This window comes from Streptomyces sp. NPDC003691, from assembly GCF_053981115.1.
Map to the genome: position 1 here is coordinate 41,241 of NZ_JBSFNQ010000052.1, position 17,266 is coordinate 58,506.

Consider the following 17,266-nt stretch of genomic DNA (forward strand, 5'->3'; position numbering starts at 1 on the left):
CCGGGTGTCCCGAACGGCCGGTGCCGCTACGGTCGTCCGTCATGGGACGAGAACGGCGATGGCGGTCCGGTACGGGCACCCTGCGCATCCTGGCCGGTGAGGCCGCGAACGGCACAAGCAGTACGGGCGGAACGAGCGCGGGCAGAACGAGCGCGCCGGGAGCGGTCGCGGGAACGGGTGCACCGGCCCCGGACCCGGTGGCCGCGCCCGGCGCACCGGCGGTCCCCGCCGGGATACCGCTGGAGATCGCGGCCTCGTACGGGACCCGCCGCCGGGGGCTCCTCGGCCGGGACGGTATCGACGGGGCGATCCTGCTGACCCCGTGCAACGCCGTCCACACACTGGGGATGCGGTTCGCCGTCGATGTGGCGTATCTGGACGCGGAGTTGCGCGTGGTCGCCCGGCACACCCTGCCGCCCCACCGGCTGGCACTCCCCCGGCTGCGGGCCCGCCATGTGCTGGAGTCGGCGGCCGGGGCGATGGAACGGTGGGGGGTGCGGCCGGGGGTCCGGCTGGCGGTCGAACAGGCTCCGGAGGACGGGTTCCGGGCCGGGGCCGCGGAGTAGCGCCGCCCGCCGGGAGGGCTGCGGGCTGGGGGTGCCGGGCGTCCCGGACAAGGCCGGGCTGTGCGGCGGCTCTGCGGATACACCTCAGGGCACGGGTTCCCACGGGGAGCGGGCGGCCGCCGCGCGGGCGAGGGAGCGGCGGAGCAGGACGGTCCAGACGACGAGTACGGCCAGCAGTGCCGTACCGAAGCCGAAGGCGGTGAAGGCGACCGTCCGCAGGGCCTCCCGGCGGTCGGTCTGCCGTTCGGTCAGCCCGGTGCCGGCCGCCCGGCGGTCGGCGGCGGTGACGCCGAACCCGGCGGCCAGGGGATCGGCCGCGTACGGCGGGGCGGGACGGGCGTCGCCGGTGACGGCGACCCGCAGCGTCACCGGGGCCGGGCCCTGCTCCGTACCCCCGCCGCCGTCGCCGCCGTCGCGGGTGAGCCGGACGAAGTACCAGCCGGCGAAGCGCATCGCGCCGATCTCGTTCCGGTCGGAGGTCCGGTTGCCGAACGCGACGGGGGCGGTGGCCAGCGAGAGCGCCCGGCCGGAGCGGGCCGTCTCGGCGCTCTGGACAAAGCCGCGGGCCGTGTTGAAGACCGTCATCCGCAGTCCTTCGCCGCCGCCCCGGCCGGTGCGGGCCGCGTCGAGGAAGAGCTGCTGTCCCCAGTCCACGGGCACCCGGTAGAACCGGGTCTCGCCGGGGGCGAGTTCGGTCCGCCAGACACCGTGACCGGTGGCCGGCGCGTCGTTGAAGCCGGAGCCGCCGTCCGCGGTCCGGGCCGCACCGGTGGGCCAGCCGGAGGTCCGGGTCTCGTAGGAGCCGGCGGGCGGCGGTATCTCCTCGCCCCCGCGCAGTCCGGGCTCCAGCATGAACCGCAGCTCCACGGGCGCGCTGCGGGCGCCCGCCTCCGCACCCTGCTCCCCCGAGCCGGTGTCGGTGCCGGTGCCGCCGAGTCCCTCCACCGCGTACTCGTAGACGCCGGGCTCCTGGCACTCCCGGCCGGGACCGATCCGCCGGGTCGCGTAGTCGGCGACCGGCCGGGCGCCGGAGCTGCCGAAGGTGATGTCGGTGCCGTCGCTGCAGGAGGCGCCGCCCGGCGAGCCCAGGGAGATCCGGATGCCCTCGGAGGCGCCGACCCGGGCGCCCGGCGGCGGGGCGAGCACCGCCGAGACATAGGCGTTGGAGGCGCCGTCGAGCCGGATCCGGTAGGTCTTGCGCTCCCCCGCCGCGATGGTGTCGGTGTACGTCCCCGGGGTCAGCAGGGGCCCGTTGCCCGAGGCGGCGCCGGTGACGGGGCGGGCGTCCCGGGCGGGCTCGTACGCCTCCGCGACCCGGGCGGCCCCGTCGTCGGCGGCGGCGGCCGGGACCGGCAGGACCGCGGAGACGGACCCGCAGAGCAGCAGCGCGACGGCGCGCAGGGCGCGCCGGACGGTCCGCGGCGACGGACGGCGGGGGTGCCAGGACCGGACCGCGGGCCGCGCCGGATTCCCGCGGACCGCCGGGTCCCGGCGCGCTCCGGAGTCCGTTCCCGCGGACGGCACCGCCGCCCTCCCCGCCCGGCCCGGCCCCATCCGTCCGCTCCTCAGCCCATTCGGTCGACGACCGACACCCTCGCCAACAGGTCCCCGGGCCCGGCGCGTCCGGCCGGGCGACCGGCCCGCAGCGTACAGCGGACCCGGCTTCTTTCGAATGTACGGCCGGACGACCCGGGGCCGGGCCCCGGGTCCGGTCCGGCGCCCCCGGGTCAGCCCGACAGGTCCCCGGACCCGGTCCCGGCCTCGCTGCCGGAGGTGCTCCGGGCGCCCGTCGGGAAGGTGATCTCCACCCGGCGGTTCTTCCGGCGGCCCTCCTCCGTCGCGTTGTCGGCGATCGGGTAGTCCTCGCTGTAGCCGCGGACCTCGTAGGTGGTGTTCGGGTTGTCCAGCCGGGAGCTGAGCACCCGGTGGACGGCGTCGGCGCGCTCCTTGGAGAGCTTCATGCCGTGCTCGTAGGTCCCGAGGTTGTCGGTGAACCCGAAGATCCGCACCTTGCCGGGCCGGTTGCGGCGGATCTCGGCGGCGATGGCCGCCATCCGGCCCGCGGACTGCGGGCCGAGAACGGAGCTGTTCCTGCCGAACAGCACTTCGGCCTGGAGCGCGAGAGTGAGGGAGGTGGTGGTCTCCTCGCGCCGCTCCTCACCGCCCTCGGTCTCCACGATCGACACGATGTCGAGGACCCGGGGGGCGGCCAGGGTCGCCCCGTCGCGCATCTTGAGCCCGGGGTCGTCCGTGTCGACCTTCGGCGGCTCCGGGGCGGATCCGGCGGCGCCCGGCACGGGCGCACCCGGGGTCTCGTCGGCCGATACGGCCGGTGCGCCGCCCCACTGCACCCCGGTGACCAGGAGCAGCGCGGCGAGCGTCACGGCCGCGGCGGGGCGGGGCAACCGGCGAGCCGGATGCGAAGGGCGCGGGGGGCGCTGGGGGCGCGTCATGACAGCCCGATCGTCGCGGTCGGCATCAGGGGCAGCAGGACGTCGACGGACTTGGTGCCCGCGGGCGGCGCGGGGTACTGGGCGAAGAAGTCGAGGCTCTGGCCGGGCTGCATGGTGCTGAGGCCGGTGGTGGTCAGAGGATTGCCGTCGGTGTCGCGGAGCACGTAGTACCGCTTCTTGCCCGCCTTGTCGACCAGCGTCATCCCGGCCAGCGACGGCCCGGTCTGCTTGACCTGGCTCTCCTGGCCGCTCCACTGGAGGGGGGCGAACTGGGACTTGCCGCTGCTGTTCCGGATGGCGCCGGTGAGCGTCAGATAGCCGCCGTCGTCGCGTTTCGCCGTGGCGTAGACGACTTCGAAGCCGTTGCTGCCCTTGACGGTCGCCAGGGGCGCCTGGTCGCCGCCCGTCGTACCGCCGTCGCCGGTCGGGGCGCCGCTGTCGCCGGTGCCGCCGTCCTGCTGTCCGGGCTGGTCCGAACTGCTGCCCGCGGGTGCGGAGTCCGAGGCCTTGCGGTCGGGCTCGTCACCGCTGCCGCAGGCGGTGAGGGAGAACATCAGCGCCGCGGCGGCCAGGGCCGCGGCGGCGGCCGATCGGGCCGTTCGGGCCGCTCCCTGGGGGCTTGCTCCGTGCCGGGTCCTCATCAGTGCTTTCCTTCATGTCGGTTCACGGTCAGTCCGGTCAGTCCTCGGCGAGCCGTACGGTGAAGAGGTCGGACATCGCCGGAAAGTCGTCCGGGCGCTCGGGGTCGATCGTGAAGTCGCCGTCGTCGCAGCGGAGGTCGCCGAGGGGCGGCGGATCCGGAGGCTCCTCGCCCTCGCCGGGCGGGGCGCTCGGCCCCGGGTCCGGATCGGTGTCCTCCGGGGGCGTCGGGGAGGGGGTCGGCGCGGGGGCGGCTTCGAAGGTGCAGCGGGGCTCCACGACCGCGGTGGCCGACTGGCGGGCCCGGGCGCTTCCGGTGCCGGGGACGACGGATTCGCCGACCGGGTTCACGGAGAGCACCTCGACGGCGAAGCCCCAGCGGCCGTCGCCGAGCGGACCGCACCGTTCGACGGTGCCCTTGTTCCGCGCGGCGAGCGCGGCGGCGGCGTCGCAGGCCGCGCCCGAGGGGCCGGTGAAGTCCCCGCCGAAGATCCGCCGCAGGAGGTCCGGGTCGAGGGGAAGGGTCCACAGGTCGTCCCCGACCCGGTCGCGGGACTCCTGGGCGGCGGCCAGCGCGGCCGCGTCCGCCGCGGACCGGGCGCCGTTGCGGACGGCGCCCGCCTGCCCCACGACGAAGAACGCCAGGGCGGCGAAGAGGACCAGCGCCACCATGGCGATATAGAGGGGGACCGCCTGGCCCCGGTCGCGCGATCCGTCCCGGACGCCCGCCGCGGCTACTTCCCGCCGCCGGTGTTCAGCACCTTCTGCACCTGCGCCTTCAGGCCGTTGGCGATATCGTCGCCGACGCCCGAACCCGCCACCGCGGCGATGATGATCGCGACCAGCACGATCACGCCCACGTACTCCACCGCGCCCTGTCCCCGGTCGCGCCGCTCCTTCAGCGCCTCGGCCCGTACGGCCGTCCAGGCCCGGAGCCGCACCCGGGCCTCGACCACGGCCTTCAGCGTCACGTTCGACATCGTCTACCCCTTCGGCGCCGGCGGCGGCACGACACCCGCCCGGCTTGTACCGGTCCATGACACCACCCGCCGTGACGGCTTCCTCGCGGTCCGTACGGACGGCCTCGCGAGCACTGTATGACGCGGCGATTCGGTTGCGAAGGGGGCCTGGGCACCAACATCCCGGCACCGGGCCGAAGTCGGGCACCGGCGGTGATTTTCGGCCAGGGTCGGGAAGGGGCCGGCCGCCGGACCTCCGCGGCGGGTCCGGCTCCGGCCGGAACGCTGTTCCCACGGGGTCCTCCTCCCGGCCGCCCGCCCCCGTCGCCGGGGTGGCGCACGGACCGCCGGGCATCCCGGGGTCCGCCGTCGAATGTCCCACAACTAATTGCGAAAGCAAAGACTTTGGGGTCAATTCGTCAGCCTCCGAGCACATCGGCGAAGTCGACCCCGGAGCCGTAGTAGAAGCTCATGATGATCAGGATCATCGTGGCCGGGAGCATCACCAGGGTGACCACGAGGGTGGCCTTGGGGATCGCCCGGGCCGCGTCCCGCCGGGCATTCTGGGCATCCGTACGGCGCATGTCGTTGGCGATCTGGATCAGGGTGTCCACGATCGGCGCGCCCAGCTCCTCGCCCTGCTGGAGCGCGGTGACGAACATCGACACCTGCTCACTGTCATTGCGTCTGCGCAGTTGGTCGAAGGCCTCTCGGCGGCTGACGCCCATATCCATCTGGCGCAGGGTGATCCGGATCTCGTCGGCCCACGGTCCCCGGTACTTCTCCGCGACCCGCTCCAGCGCCTGCCGGAAGCCGAGCCCGGCGGAGACGACGACCGCGAGGACATCGAGGAAGTCGGGGAGGGTGCGCTCGATATCGGCACGGCGGCGGCGGATCGCGGCCCGGATGATCACATCGGTCCAGGTGAGCCCGAAGACCAGGGCCAGGATCGCGACCAGGTACTCGCCGCGCAGCAGCATGGAGAGGGCGGCGAGCAGCCCGAGTCCGCCGTAGACGGCCCGGCGGGCGGCGTAGCGGTCGACGGTCAGTCCGCCGGGGTTGCCCGCGGCGTCGAGCCTGCGGCGCAGCGCGTCGACCCGTTTGGGGCCCATGGTGCTGAGTACGGCGGGGGCGTAGCGCATCCCGAGCCGGTCGATGCCGGAGCCGACGGCGGTGGTGCGGGTGGCGCCGACCTCCAGGGCGAGGACCAGGTCCCCGGGGAGCTTGGCGTCGGCGCGGTACATGCGGATGCCGTGGAAGACCCCGTACACGGAGAGTCCGAGGAGTACGGCGAGCAGCAGTCCGGTCATCGTCGGTCCCCTTTCAGACCTGGATGCGGGAGATGCGGCGGATCAGCAGTCCGCCGAGGACATAGAGGCCGACGGCGACCAGGGTGGCGAGCTGGCCGGTGACCGAGCCGGTCATCTCGTCGAGGGCGCCGGGGGCCATGCCGTTGATCATCAGCAGGAAGCCGAAGCCGAGGAGCGGGACGGCGAAGGCGGTGACTTTGATCTGGGAGAGCATCGTGGTGACCTCGCGGCGGGTCTCCTTCCGCTCCTCCAGGGTCTGGGTGAGGTTCCGGAGGGAGCTGACGACCTGGCCGCCGGCCCGGTTGGCGAGGACCAGGGTGGTGACGAGGACGACGAGTTCGCGGGAGGGCAGGCGTTCGCCGAGTTCGGCGAGCGCGTCGTCGAGGCTCTGGCCGACGGCGAGCCGGTCGGCGACCAGTCCGAGTTCGGCGCCCGCCGGATCGTCCAGTTCGTCGGCGGCCATGGCGAGGGCGGTACGGAGCGCGAGCCCGGCCTGGGTGGCGTTGGCCAGCACCCGGGCCAGCTCCGGCAGCTGGTTGATGAAGGCCTCGGTCCGCTTGGCCTGCTGCCAGCCGAGGAAGGATTCGGCGCCCCAGACCGCGGCGAGGGCGGCCAGCACGCCGAAGAAGGGCGTGAAGACCGCCGCGACGACCGCGTAGACCAGCACCAGCAGGGCGGCGGCGGCCACCACGTACTCGCCGGGGGTGATGTCGAGGCCGGTGGTGCGGATCCGGCGTTCCAGCCGGCGGCCGAAGCGGGTGCGGCGGATCCGGCGGTCCACCCCGGGGAACCGGCGGCGCCGGCCGGTCCGTTCGGGGCCCGGGCCGGTCTGGGACATGCGCTCGACGAGCGCGTGCAACTGGGCCCGGCCGGCCGACCAGTGGTGGACCCCGGCCACACCGGCGACCCCCGCGAGCAGGACGGCCACGAGGCTGAGGAGCGTGGGGGTGTTCATCGGGGGCGGGCACCTTCTGCGTCGGCGGGGTCGGGGGCGGGGGCGGAGACAGGGGTGGCCCGGGCGGCGGGCTCGGGGGCCGGGGCGGGCCGGAGAACGCGGACGGGAGCGGGGGCCGCCGGGGCCGGGGCGGGCCGGGAGCCGGGGACGGAGACCGCTGGGGCAGGAGCGGACCGGGGGCCCGGGGCGGTGGGGTCGTACCGGACCGGGTTCACAGGGCCCTCGTCCCCCGTACGGCGAGCTGCGCCTCGCTCTCCGCCACCCCGAAGACCAGCGGGAGCACCTCGTTCCGCAGATGGAGCCGTTCGGCGACCCGGCGCGGCACCGGGTGGTAGACGAACCGGCCGTGCACCCGGCCGTCGGCCGACATCGGCCGGGCGTCGAAGCGGCAGACGGAGACGATGCGGTAGTCCTCCCGGCCGTGGGAGTCGACCACCGCGATCTCGGTGACCCGGCGGGAGCCGTCCCCGTGCCGGGTGAGCTGGACGATCACGTCCACGGCACTGTTGATCTGGTCCTTGATGGCCGCGAAGGGGATCTCGACCTCGGACATCGAGGCCAGTGTCTGGAGCCTCATCAGGGCGTCCTCGGCGCTGTTGGCGTGGACGGTGGCGAGGGAGCCGTCGTGGCCGGTGGACATCGCCTGGAGCATGTCGAGGGTCTCGCCGCCGCGGACCTCTCCCACGATGATCCGGTCGGGGCGCATCCGGAGCGAGTTGCGGACGAGGTCGCGGATGGTGACCCGGCCCTTGCCCTCCACGTTCGGCGGCCGGCTCTCCAGGGTGATCACATGGCTCTGCTGGAGCCGGAGTTCGGCGGAGTCCTCGATGGTCACGATGCGTTCGCCGTCCGGGATCAGCCCGGAGAGGGTGTTGAGGAGGGTGGTCTTCCCGGTGCCGGTGGCGCCGGAGACGATCACATTGAACTTGGCCCGGACGAACCCGGCGAGCAACAGGGTCATCTGCTCGTCCAGCGAACCGATGCCGATCATCTCGGCCAGGGTGAAGGTGCGCGGGAAGCGGCGGATGGTGAGGACGGGGCCGCTGAGGGAGAGCGGGGGGATGATGACATTCACCCGCTCGCCGGACGGCAGCCGGGCGTCCACCATGGGGTTGGCCTCGTCGACCCGCCGGTTGACGGTGGAGACGATGCGCTCGATGGTCTGCATCAGCTGTTCGGTGGAGGAGAACCGCATCGGCAGCAGTTCGAGCTTCCCGGCCCGCTCGACATAGACCTGTTCCGGCCCGTTGACCATGATTTCGCTGACCGAGGCGTCCTCCAGCAGCGGTTCCAGGATGCCGAGGCCCAGGGCCTCGTCGACCACCCGCCGGATGAGCCGGGCGCGTTCGGCGGTGGAGAGCACCGGGCCCTCGCGGCTGATGATGTGTCCGAGGACCCGCTCCAGCCGGACCCGCCGGTCGCCCGCGGCGAGGGCGGACATCTCCGCGAGGTCGATCTCCTCCAGCAGCTTGGCACGGTAGACGGCGACCAGACGGCCCACCTCCCCCCGGCCGTCGGCCGGTTCGGGGCTGCCGATGCGCGCCCGCAGGCTCATGTCTGTCAACTCCCAGGTGGTGCGGTGAGGTGGTGCGTTGAGGTGGTGCGGCGGTCCGGGTGGGGCGGGGTGGCGGTGGAGGGCAGCGGGGGGGCGGTGGCACGGCATCAGTCGCAGGGCATGGTCACCGTCCGTACCGCCGGGTCGAAGTCGAAGACCGGCAGCAGCGACGGCACCTCGACGACGGCGGTCACCGAGACCTCGTCGTCCTCGCCGGAGCAGCCGCCGGGGTCGAAGCGGGCGCCGTCGGCCAGCCAGCCGCTGATCGCTGATCGCCCGGCGGCGGGGCCCCGCCCGGCGCCGTCCTCGGTGGCCTCGGTCCGGGCGGCGGCGCGGGCGGCGGTACCGGCCTGCTGGGCGGTGTAGGCGACCAGCCCGGTCTGGATGGCGGCGAGCGCGACGAAGACCAGGAGCGCGAGCACCCCGGCGTACTCGACCGCGGCCTGCCCCCGGTCCCCGGCGGGGCGGCGCGGGGCGCGGTCCCCGGCGGGGCGGTACGGGGCACGGTCCCCGGCGGGTCCGGGCGGGGCGCCGGAGCGCCGCGACCGGGCAGGGGCCGGGTGCCCGTGGCCCGTCCGCCGCGCCGTCACCGCTCGCTCCGTTCGTCGAGGGCGGCGCCGTCGCCGGTGACCGGGATCGGGAGGTCGGGGCCGCCGGGGAGGAACGCGGGGACCCGGAGCCGTACCTTCGCCCGGTACAGCTCGCCCGAGGGGCCGCAGTCGACGTCGGCGCCCTGCCAGGAGCCGGGCAGGGCGCGGCGGGCGGCGGTGGCGCAGGCGGACGCGCCGCCCACGGCGCCCGCCCGGGCGCCCTCGTCGGCGGCGTTCCCGGCGAGGGAGAAGGTGTAGCCGGTGAGGGCCGCCTGCCAGAGCAGCCCGACGGTCACCAGGATCACCGGAATGGTGCCGGTGAACTCGATGACGGCCTGGCCCCGGTCGCCGTACCGCCGAGCCGCCCCCGGCAGCCAGCAGCCCCGTACCGCGCCCGGCAGAGCACGGTCACCCGGCGCTTCCGGTACGGCGCGCGGCCGCGCCGTACCCCGGCGGCCCCCGCCACGCACCGGCCCGTACCGCCCGGTTGAGTACCGCTCGGCTCCGTACCCCTCCGGCCCGTACCGCCCGGCGCCCGTACCCCGTCCGGTCCGCGACGGCGCCCCGCGGCCGCTCACCGCGACCGTCCCCGCCGGAGCCCGATCGACCCGCGGTCGCCGCGGAACCGGCCCGCCTTCTGCGGTACGGCCCCTTCCGGGGCGCGGACCAGGCCCAGCTCCCCGGCGAGCGCCCAGAGCGCCTGCTTCACCGCCGACCGGGCCTCCAGATCCTGCATCCGGCCCGCGTCGATCACCGGCTGGAGCTCCTTGAAGCCCGCGGGCACCGTCGAGGCGGCGACCCGGGTGCCGGTGATCCGTTCGATCAGCGGCGGCTGGATCTCGGTGGACCGGGTGTGCCGGTTGACCACCACGACGGTGTCCTCGGCCTTGCGGATCTGGAGCCGGTCCCAGAGCCGGACCATCCGCTTGGCCGCCCGGACAGCCACCACGTCCGGGGTGGTCACCAGCAGGGTGGTGTCGGCCATTTCGACGGCCGCCGCGTTGCCGCCGGTCATCTGGGTGCCGCAGTCGGCCACCACGACCTCGTGGCGGCCGCGCAGGGCGCCGAGGATCTGGCGTACGGCCCGGTCCCCGACGTCCTCGCCGCGCTCGCCGTCGGAGGGGGCCAGCAGCAGCCCGATCCCGGTCTGGTGGGCGAAGAGGGCGTCCTGGAGCACCCGGGGCGTGATGTCCTGGATGGCCGCCAGGTCGGCGATCGAACGCCGGAACTGGACATCGAGGTAGGAGGCGACGTCACCGGACTGGAGGTCGAGGTCGACCAGGGCGACACTCCGCCCGGAGGCCCGCGCGGCCAGCGCCAGCTGTACGGCGGTGACCGTCGTCCCGACCCCGCCCTTGGCACCGCTGACGGTGACCAGCCGCCCGCCGGCCCCGGCGACCAGTTCGGCGGAGGAATGCCCGAGATGCCGCCGTACACCGGTGGACCAGTTGGCCGCCGACTGCACCCGCTGGGCCAGTTCGTCGTACGCCACCGGCAGCCCGATCAGCCCGCGCGCGCCGGAGTCCATCGCGGCCGAGTAGAGGCCGGGGCCCGCGTCCACGGTGACCAGGACGACCCCGACTGCGGGGAAGCGGAGTGCGACCTCCCGGATCAGCTCCAGCGCCGGGACCGGTCCGATCCGCTCGTGGACCAGGACCACCTCGGGCAGTTCGTCGAGGGATTCGGCGGCCAGCCGGGCCAGCAGGTCGAGCAGGGCCGTCGAGTCGGCGACCGGGAGCGCGGGCTCGGCGCCGGGCAGCTGGCCGAGCAGGGAGGTGAGGGCGCGGGCGGCGTCCGGGTCGCCCACGGCCGGGAGGATGCGAGTGGTCATCCGGCACTCACCTGTTCTTGTCTTCGTCGAGGGTGTACGTGCTGTCGCCGGGCTTGAGCGAGCCGGGGCCGCCCTTGGCGAGGAGGGCAAGCCGGACGTTCACCGCGAAGGACTCGGCGTAGGCGACCCGCTGGGCGTCCGCGGTGGTCAGCGCGAAGGTGATCGGGACGGCCTCACGGGCGGCGTCCCGGCGCTCGTCGCGCTTGGCGGTGATCGGGGTGAGCCGTCCGACGTCGATGACCCGGGCGCGGGAGACGATGATCCGGGACTCGTCGGGGTCGCTGTCGCGGCGGCCCTCGAAGGTGGCGAAGATATTCACCAGATCACCGGGGGTGATCTTCCCGGCGACCCCGGTCGCCGCGTCCACCATGATCGCGATCTCCTGCTCGCCGGGGGCCAGCGCGGGCCGTTTGACGATCATGTCCTCCTGGAGGAGGGAGCCCTTGCGCAGGGTGGTGACGGCGATCCGGCCGCTGATGCCGTCGAGGTCGGTGACCGCGCTCTCCGAGAGCCAGCGCTCGGGGATGCTGGTCTTCTCGAACTGGTCGGCGCGGAGCGCGGTATAGGGCGCCACCTCGGTTTTCACCCGGTACGCGGTCACCTCGGGGCCGACCTTGGAATTCACGTCGCCGATGACGGCGATCACGCCGGCGAAGGCCGCCAGGGCGCAGAGGACCGAGATCGTGAGCAGGATGACGCCTCGGCGTTGGCGTGAATTCATGAGCTGGGGAACCTCGTTCGCAGAAGGGGCAGAAGGGCCGGCGGGCAGGACGGCAGCGGGGCGGAGCGGGACGTACGGAACGGGCCCGGGTCCCCGGAACGGGCCGGTCCGCCGGCCGCCGCACCGCCGGGACGGACGCCGGTACGGACGCCGGTACGGTCCGGGCCGCCGGTACGGTCCGGGCCGCCGGTACGGTCCGGGCCGCCGGTACGGTCCGGGCCGCCGGTACGGCGGCACCGGCGGGGACGGGGCCCGGCGGCCCGCGGCGCCGGCGGTCCCGCTCCGGGCAGGCGTACGGGATCAGCCTGCCGGAGTTCCATGGCCCAGAACCCCGGAAGGGAGGAACCGCCCCTGGTCGGCGTGGGGCCGGCCGCCGGACCCGGCCGGTACCGGGGGCGCGGCGCAGAATCCGCAGAGGTCGCCGATGAGCTGGATGCCGCACCAGGAGCAGGTCTCCCGCCGTACCGAGGAGACGAGTTGGTAGAGGATCGCGATATCGGGCAGGAAGGCGGCGAACTCGACCAGCTTGGGCGTACCCCACCAGTCCGCCGAGGCGGCGGGCAGCGGGACCTCGTCGACGCCCTGCGTCTGCCAGCCGGGCGCCAGGGTGCCGGTGACCCAGTCCGGCTGCGCCTGTCCGCGGGCGATCACCATCCGGGTGGCGAAGTCGGGCCCGGTGAGCAGGGGCGCGGCGCCCCGGTCCGCGGAGCCGACCCTGATCAGTTCGGGGGTGGGGCCGGCCAGTACGGCGAACTGGGCTCCGGGTACCCACGATTTGGCGTGCGACTTCAGCCCGACGGGCACCCGGTCGAGTTTGGCCACGGAGTGCAGCAGCGCCCCGGCGTAGACGTAGTGGGAGAGCAGCCGGGCGGCGGAGGCGACGACACCGGGGCCGAAGTCGCAGATCGACAGCTGGCGGAGCTGGCGGACGAGTACGGCGGCGCCGAGCGGCGGCAGCTCCAGCGGGACCAGGGCCAGCCGGTCGGTCTCCAGCACGGACCGTACGGTCTGCAACCGGCGCCGGTGGGCGGCCGGGAGGGACGCGGGGTACGCCACGACGACATGGCCGTACTGCTCCAGTAGTAATCCGGCCGCGCGGATCGCGTCGTCCAGCGGGGCTTCCTCGGGGGACGGAAGGGGGGCCGCCGTCGGTGTATGCGGGTCCATGGGCGGTAGCACCAGGTCTGCGCTGGTGACAGCTATTGCGGTCGGCACGCTGGTTCCCCGTTCGACAACGGCCGACGGGGATCCGTGACCGCGGTTCCGTACTGCCTGCTTACTGCCTGTTGCCTGTTCCTGTTGCCTGTTGCCGACGGTGCGCCTGCCTGCTGACTGCCGACCGTCCGCCGGTTACTGCCTGCTGCTCCTGCATCAGCACTTTAGCCACGAGGTGGGGGCCAGAGAACACCCCGCCGGAACTCACCGCCCCGCCCCGAGCACGCTCCGCTCAGGACACGGCCGTACGAAAGCAGTGAATCCGGTACCGATCCACCGGCTTCGGCCCTGTTCGGGGCGGTCGGCGCACCGCCGGGCCGGGCCGGGGGCCGCAGGCATCCGGAACTCCTTCCGCACCAGGGCCGTTCGGCCCCGGTTCCGGCACCCCGTCCAGGATTCGGCCGAAAATCGCCCCCGGCGGCGCGGGACCCGGCCGGTCGTGGCCGGGGCGGCCGGGAGACTCCGGAACGGCGAATCGCTGACAGAGGTCTTGACAACCTCATTGGTCTGGACCAGTTTTACGCCAACGGCGGATGCGCCACTCGCGCACCGGCACCATCCGCTGCTCCTGTGTTTCCGCAGTTTCCGCATTTTCCGCACGGCCCGTTCGTTCCGGGTCCTCCCGGACCCGGACGGTTCCCCGCTCGTTCCCTCCGGCTCTCCCTGGTTCTTCGGTTCTACGGTTCCCCGGTTCTCTCGGTTCCTTCGGTTCCTTCGGTTCACGCCGGTTCCCCGCCGGCGCCCGGCAGCACTCTCCGGTTCCACCGGTCCGGCCCCGGCCCTTCAGGGTCCCCCCGGGCACCCGCACCACGGATCCCCCCCACCCACGCACCGTCCGAGTACCTCCAACCCCCACACCTTCGGAGGCAGTACGTGCTCTTCACCAGACGTCCGCGGAGCTGGCTCGGCGGAGCCCTGGCGCTCGCCGTCGGCGCCGGTCTCACCGTCCTCGGCACCGCGGCTCCGGCGCAGGCCGCCGACATCAACAACGCCAAGAACCCCGGCTTCGAGTCCGGTCTCGCGAACTGGACCTGTACCGGAGGCAACGGCGCGACCACCTCCACCCCGGTCCGTACCGGCGCGAGTGCCCTCAAGGGCACCCCGGCGGGCACGGACATCGCGCGGTGCAGCCAGTCCGTGGCGGTCAAGCCCAACTCGACGTACACCCTGAGCGCCTATGTCCAGGGCAGCTTCGTCTATCTGGGCGCCACCGGCACCGGCACCACCGACGTCTCCACCTGGTCGCCGGGCGGCACCGGGTGGAACCAGCTCTCCACCACCTTCCGGACCGGCGCCTCCACCACCTCCGTGACGGTCTACACCCACGGCTGGTACGGCCAGTCCGCCTACTACGTAGACGACGTGAGCGTCTTCGGTCCCGACGGCGGCGGTGGCGGCGAGGAGCCGCCGGTGATCCCGACCGTCCCGACGGGCCTCGCCGCGGGCTCGCCGTCGACCACCACGGTCCCGCTGAGCTGGAACGCCTCCCCCGGCGCCACCCAGTACCACGTCTACCGGGGCGGGGTGAAGGTCCAGACCGTCACCACGACCTCCACCACCATCGGCGGGCTGACCCCGAACACCCTCTACAACTTCACGGTCTCGGCGGCCAACGCCGCGGGCGAGTCGGCCGCCTCGGCCCCGCCGGTCGCGGTCCGCACCCTGCTGGAGGACATCAACCCGACGGTCCCGCGCCACGCGGTCACCGGCTACTGGCAGAACTTCAACAACGGCGCCACGGTGCAGAAGCTGCGCGACGTCAGCCCGCAGTACGACATCATCGCGGTCGCCTTCGCCGACTCCACCACCACGCCCGGCGAACTGACCTTCAACCTCAGCTCCGCGCTCGGCTACGCCAATGTCGCCGAGTTCAAGTCGGACATCGCGGCCAAGCGGGCCGCGGGCAAGTCGGTCATCATCTCCGTCGGCGGTGAGCTGGGCAACGTCACCATCAACAGCGACGCCTCCGCGACCGCCTTCGCCAACAGCGCCTACGCCCTGTTCCAGGAGTACGGCTTCAACGGCATCGACATCGACCTCGAACACGGCATCAACTCGACCTACCTCACCAAGGCCCTCCGCCAGCTCTCCGCCAAGGCGGGCCCGCGAATGGTCCTGACGATGGCCCCGCAGACGATCGACATGCAGTCGACCGGCACCGAGTACTTCAAGCTGGCGCTGGCGGTCAAGGACATCCTTACCGTCGTCAACACCCAGTACTACAACAGCGGCGCGATGCTCGGCTGCGACGGCCGGGTCTACTCGCAGGGCTCGGTGGACTTCCTCACCGCGCTCGCCTGCATCCAGCTCCAGGGCGGACTCGACCCGTCCCAGGTCGGCATCGGGGTCCCGGCCTCGCCGCGCGGCGCGGGCGGCGGCTACGTCTCCCCGTCCACGGTGACCGCGGCGCTCGACTGCCTCACCCGGGGCACCAGCTGCGGCACCTACCGGCCGACCACCCCCTGGCCCGCCCTGCGCGGCGCGATGACCTGGTCCATCAACTGGGACGCCCACGCGGGCAACGCCTGGTCCAACGTCGTCGGACCGCACGTCGACGCCCTTCCGTAACCCCGGCCCGACCGGGAGGGTCCGGCCGGACCGGTAGCAGCCGGCCGGACCCGCGGCACCCGAACCAGTCGTACGAACCGTCCACCCCCACGCCGAAGGTCGTACGACACCAGCGGCAGCGCCACCGACCTGTCCCGGTGGCGCTGTCGCGCGTTCGGGCCGTCTCTTCCGGATCCTGCCGGGCTCACTGATCCGGCCCGATCCGAAAGGAACTCCCGAGGCCCGGTCCGCCCCCGCGGACCGGGCCTCCGGCGTATGCACCGCCGTCCCCGCCCGCTCCTGGGCCAGTCGCCATCTCCTCGCGCCCCGGCGCCTGTCCGGCACCTCCCCGTCCCGGCGCCTCCCCGCGCCGCGGTCACCGCCCGCCCCCGGACGCCGTCTTGACCTGACCATGTCATGGGCCCACCATGTGCCCACGCAGAGCACCACCGGCGTCGCATACCTGTTCCACCCCCACCTCCCAGGAGACAGCATGCGCCTACGCATCCGTGGCAGCGGCCGTGGCAGACGGAACGCCGCGGTCACCGCCCTGCTGGCCATCGCGCTGACCGCGCCCCTCACCGCAAACGCCGCGCCACCCGACCCCAAGGCCGACAAGGCGGCGGCCGCCGCCGCGGCCGCCGAGACCATCACCCAGTACCAGGTCGCGAACGTCACCGGAGCGGCGGCGCGCACCGCGCTCGCCGCCACCGGCGTCGCCATCGACGAGGTCGACGCCCGGGCGGTCGTCGTCAGCGCCACCCCGGCCCAGGCGAAGAAACTGCGGTCGCTCGGCTACGGGCTGACCGCGCTGCCCGCGCCCGGCGCCCGGGCGGCCGGGGCCGATGTCCGGCCCCTCGACTTCCCGCCCGCGGACTCCCGCTTCCACAACTACGCGGAGATGACGGCGGCGATCGACCAGCGGGTGGCCGCCAACCCGAACATCATGAGCAAGCGGGTGATCGGCCGGACCTACCAGGGCCGGGACATCGTCGCCATCAAGATCAGCGACAATGTCGGCACCGACGAGAACGAGCCCGAGGTGCTGTTCACCTCCCAGCAGCACGCGCGCGAGCACCTCACCGTCGAGATGGCGCTCTACCTGCTCCGCGAGTTCGCCGAGGACTACGGCACCGACTCCCGGATCACCAATGCCGTCAACGGCCGGGAGATCTGGGTGATACCCAGCATCAACCCGGACGGCAGCGAGTACGACATCGCCACCGGCAGCTACCGCATGTGGCGCAAGAACCGCCAGCCCAACACCGGTTCCACCGCGGTCGGCACCGACCTCAACCGCAACTGGAACTACCGCTGGGGCTGCTGCAACGGCTCCTCCCCCACCCCCTCCTCCGACACCTACCGCGGCCGGGCCGCCGAGTCCGCCCCCGAGGTGAAGGTCGTCGCCGACTTCGTGCGCAGCCGGGTCGTCGGCGGGGTGCAGCAGATCAAAACCGGTATCGACTTCCACACCTACAGCGAGCTGGTGCTCTGGCCTTACGGCTACACCTACTCCGACACCGGTCCCGGTATGACCCAGGACGACCGGAACGCCTTCGCGGCCGTCGGCCAGAAGATGGCGGCCAGCAACGGCTTCACCCCGCAGCAGGCCAGCGACCTCTACATCACCGACGGGTCGATCGACGACTGGCTCTGGGGCAACCAGCGGATCTTCGGCTACACCTTCGAACTGTTCCCGCGGACCGCTTCGGGCGGCGGTTTCTATCCGCCCGACGAGGTGATCGAGCGGGAGACCAGCCGCAACCGCGACGCGGTGCTGCAACTGCTGGAGAACTCTGACTGCATGTACCGGTCGATCGGCAAGGAGGCCCAGTACTGCTGAGCCGCCGGTAACCGGCGGCGGGCCGTCCGGGCCCGCCCCGGGGCGGATACGGCGGGGCGGGTACGGGGCCGACGCACGGCCC

Annotated in this window: 15 protein-coding genes and 1 pseudogene; 3 read left to right on the forward strand and 13 right to left on the reverse strand. The window is 73.5% G+C overall.

The window, feature by feature from the left end; all coding sequences use genetic code 11:
* Positions 1 to 41: 41 nt before the first annotated feature.
* Entirely contained in the window at positions 42 to 566 is a 525-nt protein-coding gene (locus ACWDR0_RS23170) for a DUF192 domain-containing protein (protein WP_456353645.1), read from the forward strand.
* A gap of 84 nt (positions 567 to 650) precedes the next feature.
* Here ACWDR0_RS23170 and ACWDR0_RS23175 read toward each other — a convergent pair whose 3' ends face one another.
* From ACWDR0_RS23175 to ACWDR0_RS23235, 13 genes and pseudogenes are all read right to left on the reverse strand, one after another.
* Complete coding sequence (locus ACWDR0_RS23175) at positions 651 to 2,090, reverse strand: hypothetical protein (protein ID WP_456353646.1); 1,440 nt, start codon at positions 2,088 to 2,090, stop codon at positions 651 to 653.
* 203 nt (positions 2,091 to 2,293) lie between these two features.
* The gene (locus ACWDR0_RS23180; protein WP_456353647.1) at positions 2,294 to 3,019 is read right to left on the reverse strand and encodes an OmpA family protein; all 726 of its coding nucleotides are present in this window, start codon (positions 3,017 to 3,019) and stop codon (positions 2,294 to 2,296) included.
* Positions 3,016 to 3,660, reverse strand: a complete 645-nt coding sequence (locus tag ACWDR0_RS23185; protein WP_456353648.1) for a hypothetical protein — start codon at positions 3,658 to 3,660, stop codon at positions 3,016 to 3,018. The genes ACWDR0_RS23180 and ACWDR0_RS23185 overlap by 4 nt, the downstream gene beginning before the upstream one ends.
* A gap of 37 nt (positions 3,661 to 3,697) precedes the next feature.
* Positions 3,698 to 4,345, reverse strand: a pseudogene (locus ACWDR0_RS23190) (pilus assembly protein TadG-related protein); the annotation flags it as partial.
* Positions 4,346 to 4,392: 47 nt separating this feature from the next.
* On the reverse strand, positions 4,393 to 4,638 hold the full coding sequence (locus tag ACWDR0_RS23195; RefSeq protein ID WP_456353660.1) for a hypothetical protein: 246 nt from the start codon (positions 4,636 to 4,638) through the stop codon (positions 4,393 to 4,395).
* A 398-nt stretch (positions 4,639 to 5,036) separates the two neighbouring features.
* Positions 5,037 to 5,927: a DUF5936 domain-containing protein gene (locus ACWDR0_RS23200; protein ID WP_456353649.1), complete on the reverse strand. Its 891-nt coding sequence runs from the start codon at positions 5,925 to 5,927 to the stop codon at positions 5,037 to 5,039.
* A gap of 13 nt (positions 5,928 to 5,940) precedes the next feature.
* Positions 5,941 to 6,882: a type II secretion system F family protein gene (locus ACWDR0_RS23205; protein WP_456353650.1), complete on the reverse strand. Its 942-nt coding sequence runs from the start codon at positions 6,880 to 6,882 to the stop codon at positions 5,941 to 5,943.
* Between the two features lie 211 nt (positions 6,883 to 7,093).
* Positions 7,094 to 8,437, reverse strand: coding sequence for a CpaF family protein (locus ACWDR0_RS23210; RefSeq protein WP_456353661.1), 1,344 nt, complete (start codon positions 8,435 to 8,437; stop codon positions 7,094 to 7,096).
* A 107-nt stretch (positions 8,438 to 8,544) separates the two neighbouring features.
* The gene (locus ACWDR0_RS23215) at positions 8,545 to 9,027 is read right to left on the reverse strand and encodes a TadE family protein (protein WP_456353651.1); all 483 of its coding nucleotides are present in this window, start codon (positions 9,025 to 9,027) and stop codon (positions 8,545 to 8,547) included.
* Positions 9,024 to 9,497 (reverse strand): TadE/TadG family type IV pilus assembly protein, encoded by a 474-nt coding sequence (locus tag ACWDR0_RS23220; protein WP_456353652.1) that lies wholly within the window; start codon positions 9,495 to 9,497, stop codon positions 9,024 to 9,026. The genes ACWDR0_RS23215 and ACWDR0_RS23220 overlap by 4 nt, the downstream gene beginning before the upstream one ends.
* A 104-nt stretch (positions 9,498 to 9,601) precedes the next feature.
* Positions 9,602 to 10,858, reverse strand: a complete 1,257-nt coding sequence (locus ACWDR0_RS23225) for an AAA family ATPase (protein WP_456353653.1) — start codon at positions 10,856 to 10,858, stop codon at positions 9,602 to 9,604.
* 7 nt (positions 10,859 to 10,865) lie between these two features.
* Entirely contained in the window at positions 10,866 to 11,579 is a 714-nt protein-coding gene (gene cpaB, locus ACWDR0_RS23230; RefSeq protein WP_456353654.1) for a Flp pilus assembly protein CpaB, read from the reverse strand.
* 300 nt (positions 11,580 to 11,879) lie between these two features.
* Positions 11,880 to 12,746 (reverse strand): hypothetical protein, encoded by an 867-nt coding sequence (locus ACWDR0_RS23235; RefSeq protein ID WP_456353655.1) that lies wholly within the window; start codon positions 12,744 to 12,746, stop codon positions 11,880 to 11,882.
* A 921-nt stretch (positions 12,747 to 13,667) separates the two neighbouring features.
* Between ACWDR0_RS23235 and ACWDR0_RS23240 the strand changes: the two genes are divergently transcribed.
* On the forward strand, positions 13,668 to 15,362 hold the full coding sequence (locus ACWDR0_RS23240) for a chitinase (RefSeq protein ID WP_456353656.1): 1,695 nt from the start codon (positions 13,668 to 13,670) through the stop codon (positions 15,360 to 15,362).
* Between the two features lie 472 nt (positions 15,363 to 15,834).
* Positions 15,835 to 17,184, forward strand: coding sequence for a M14 family metallopeptidase (locus ACWDR0_RS23245; RefSeq protein WP_456353657.1), 1,350 nt, complete (start codon positions 15,835 to 15,837; stop codon positions 17,182 to 17,184).
* Positions 17,185 to 17,266 lie beyond the last annotated feature (82 nt).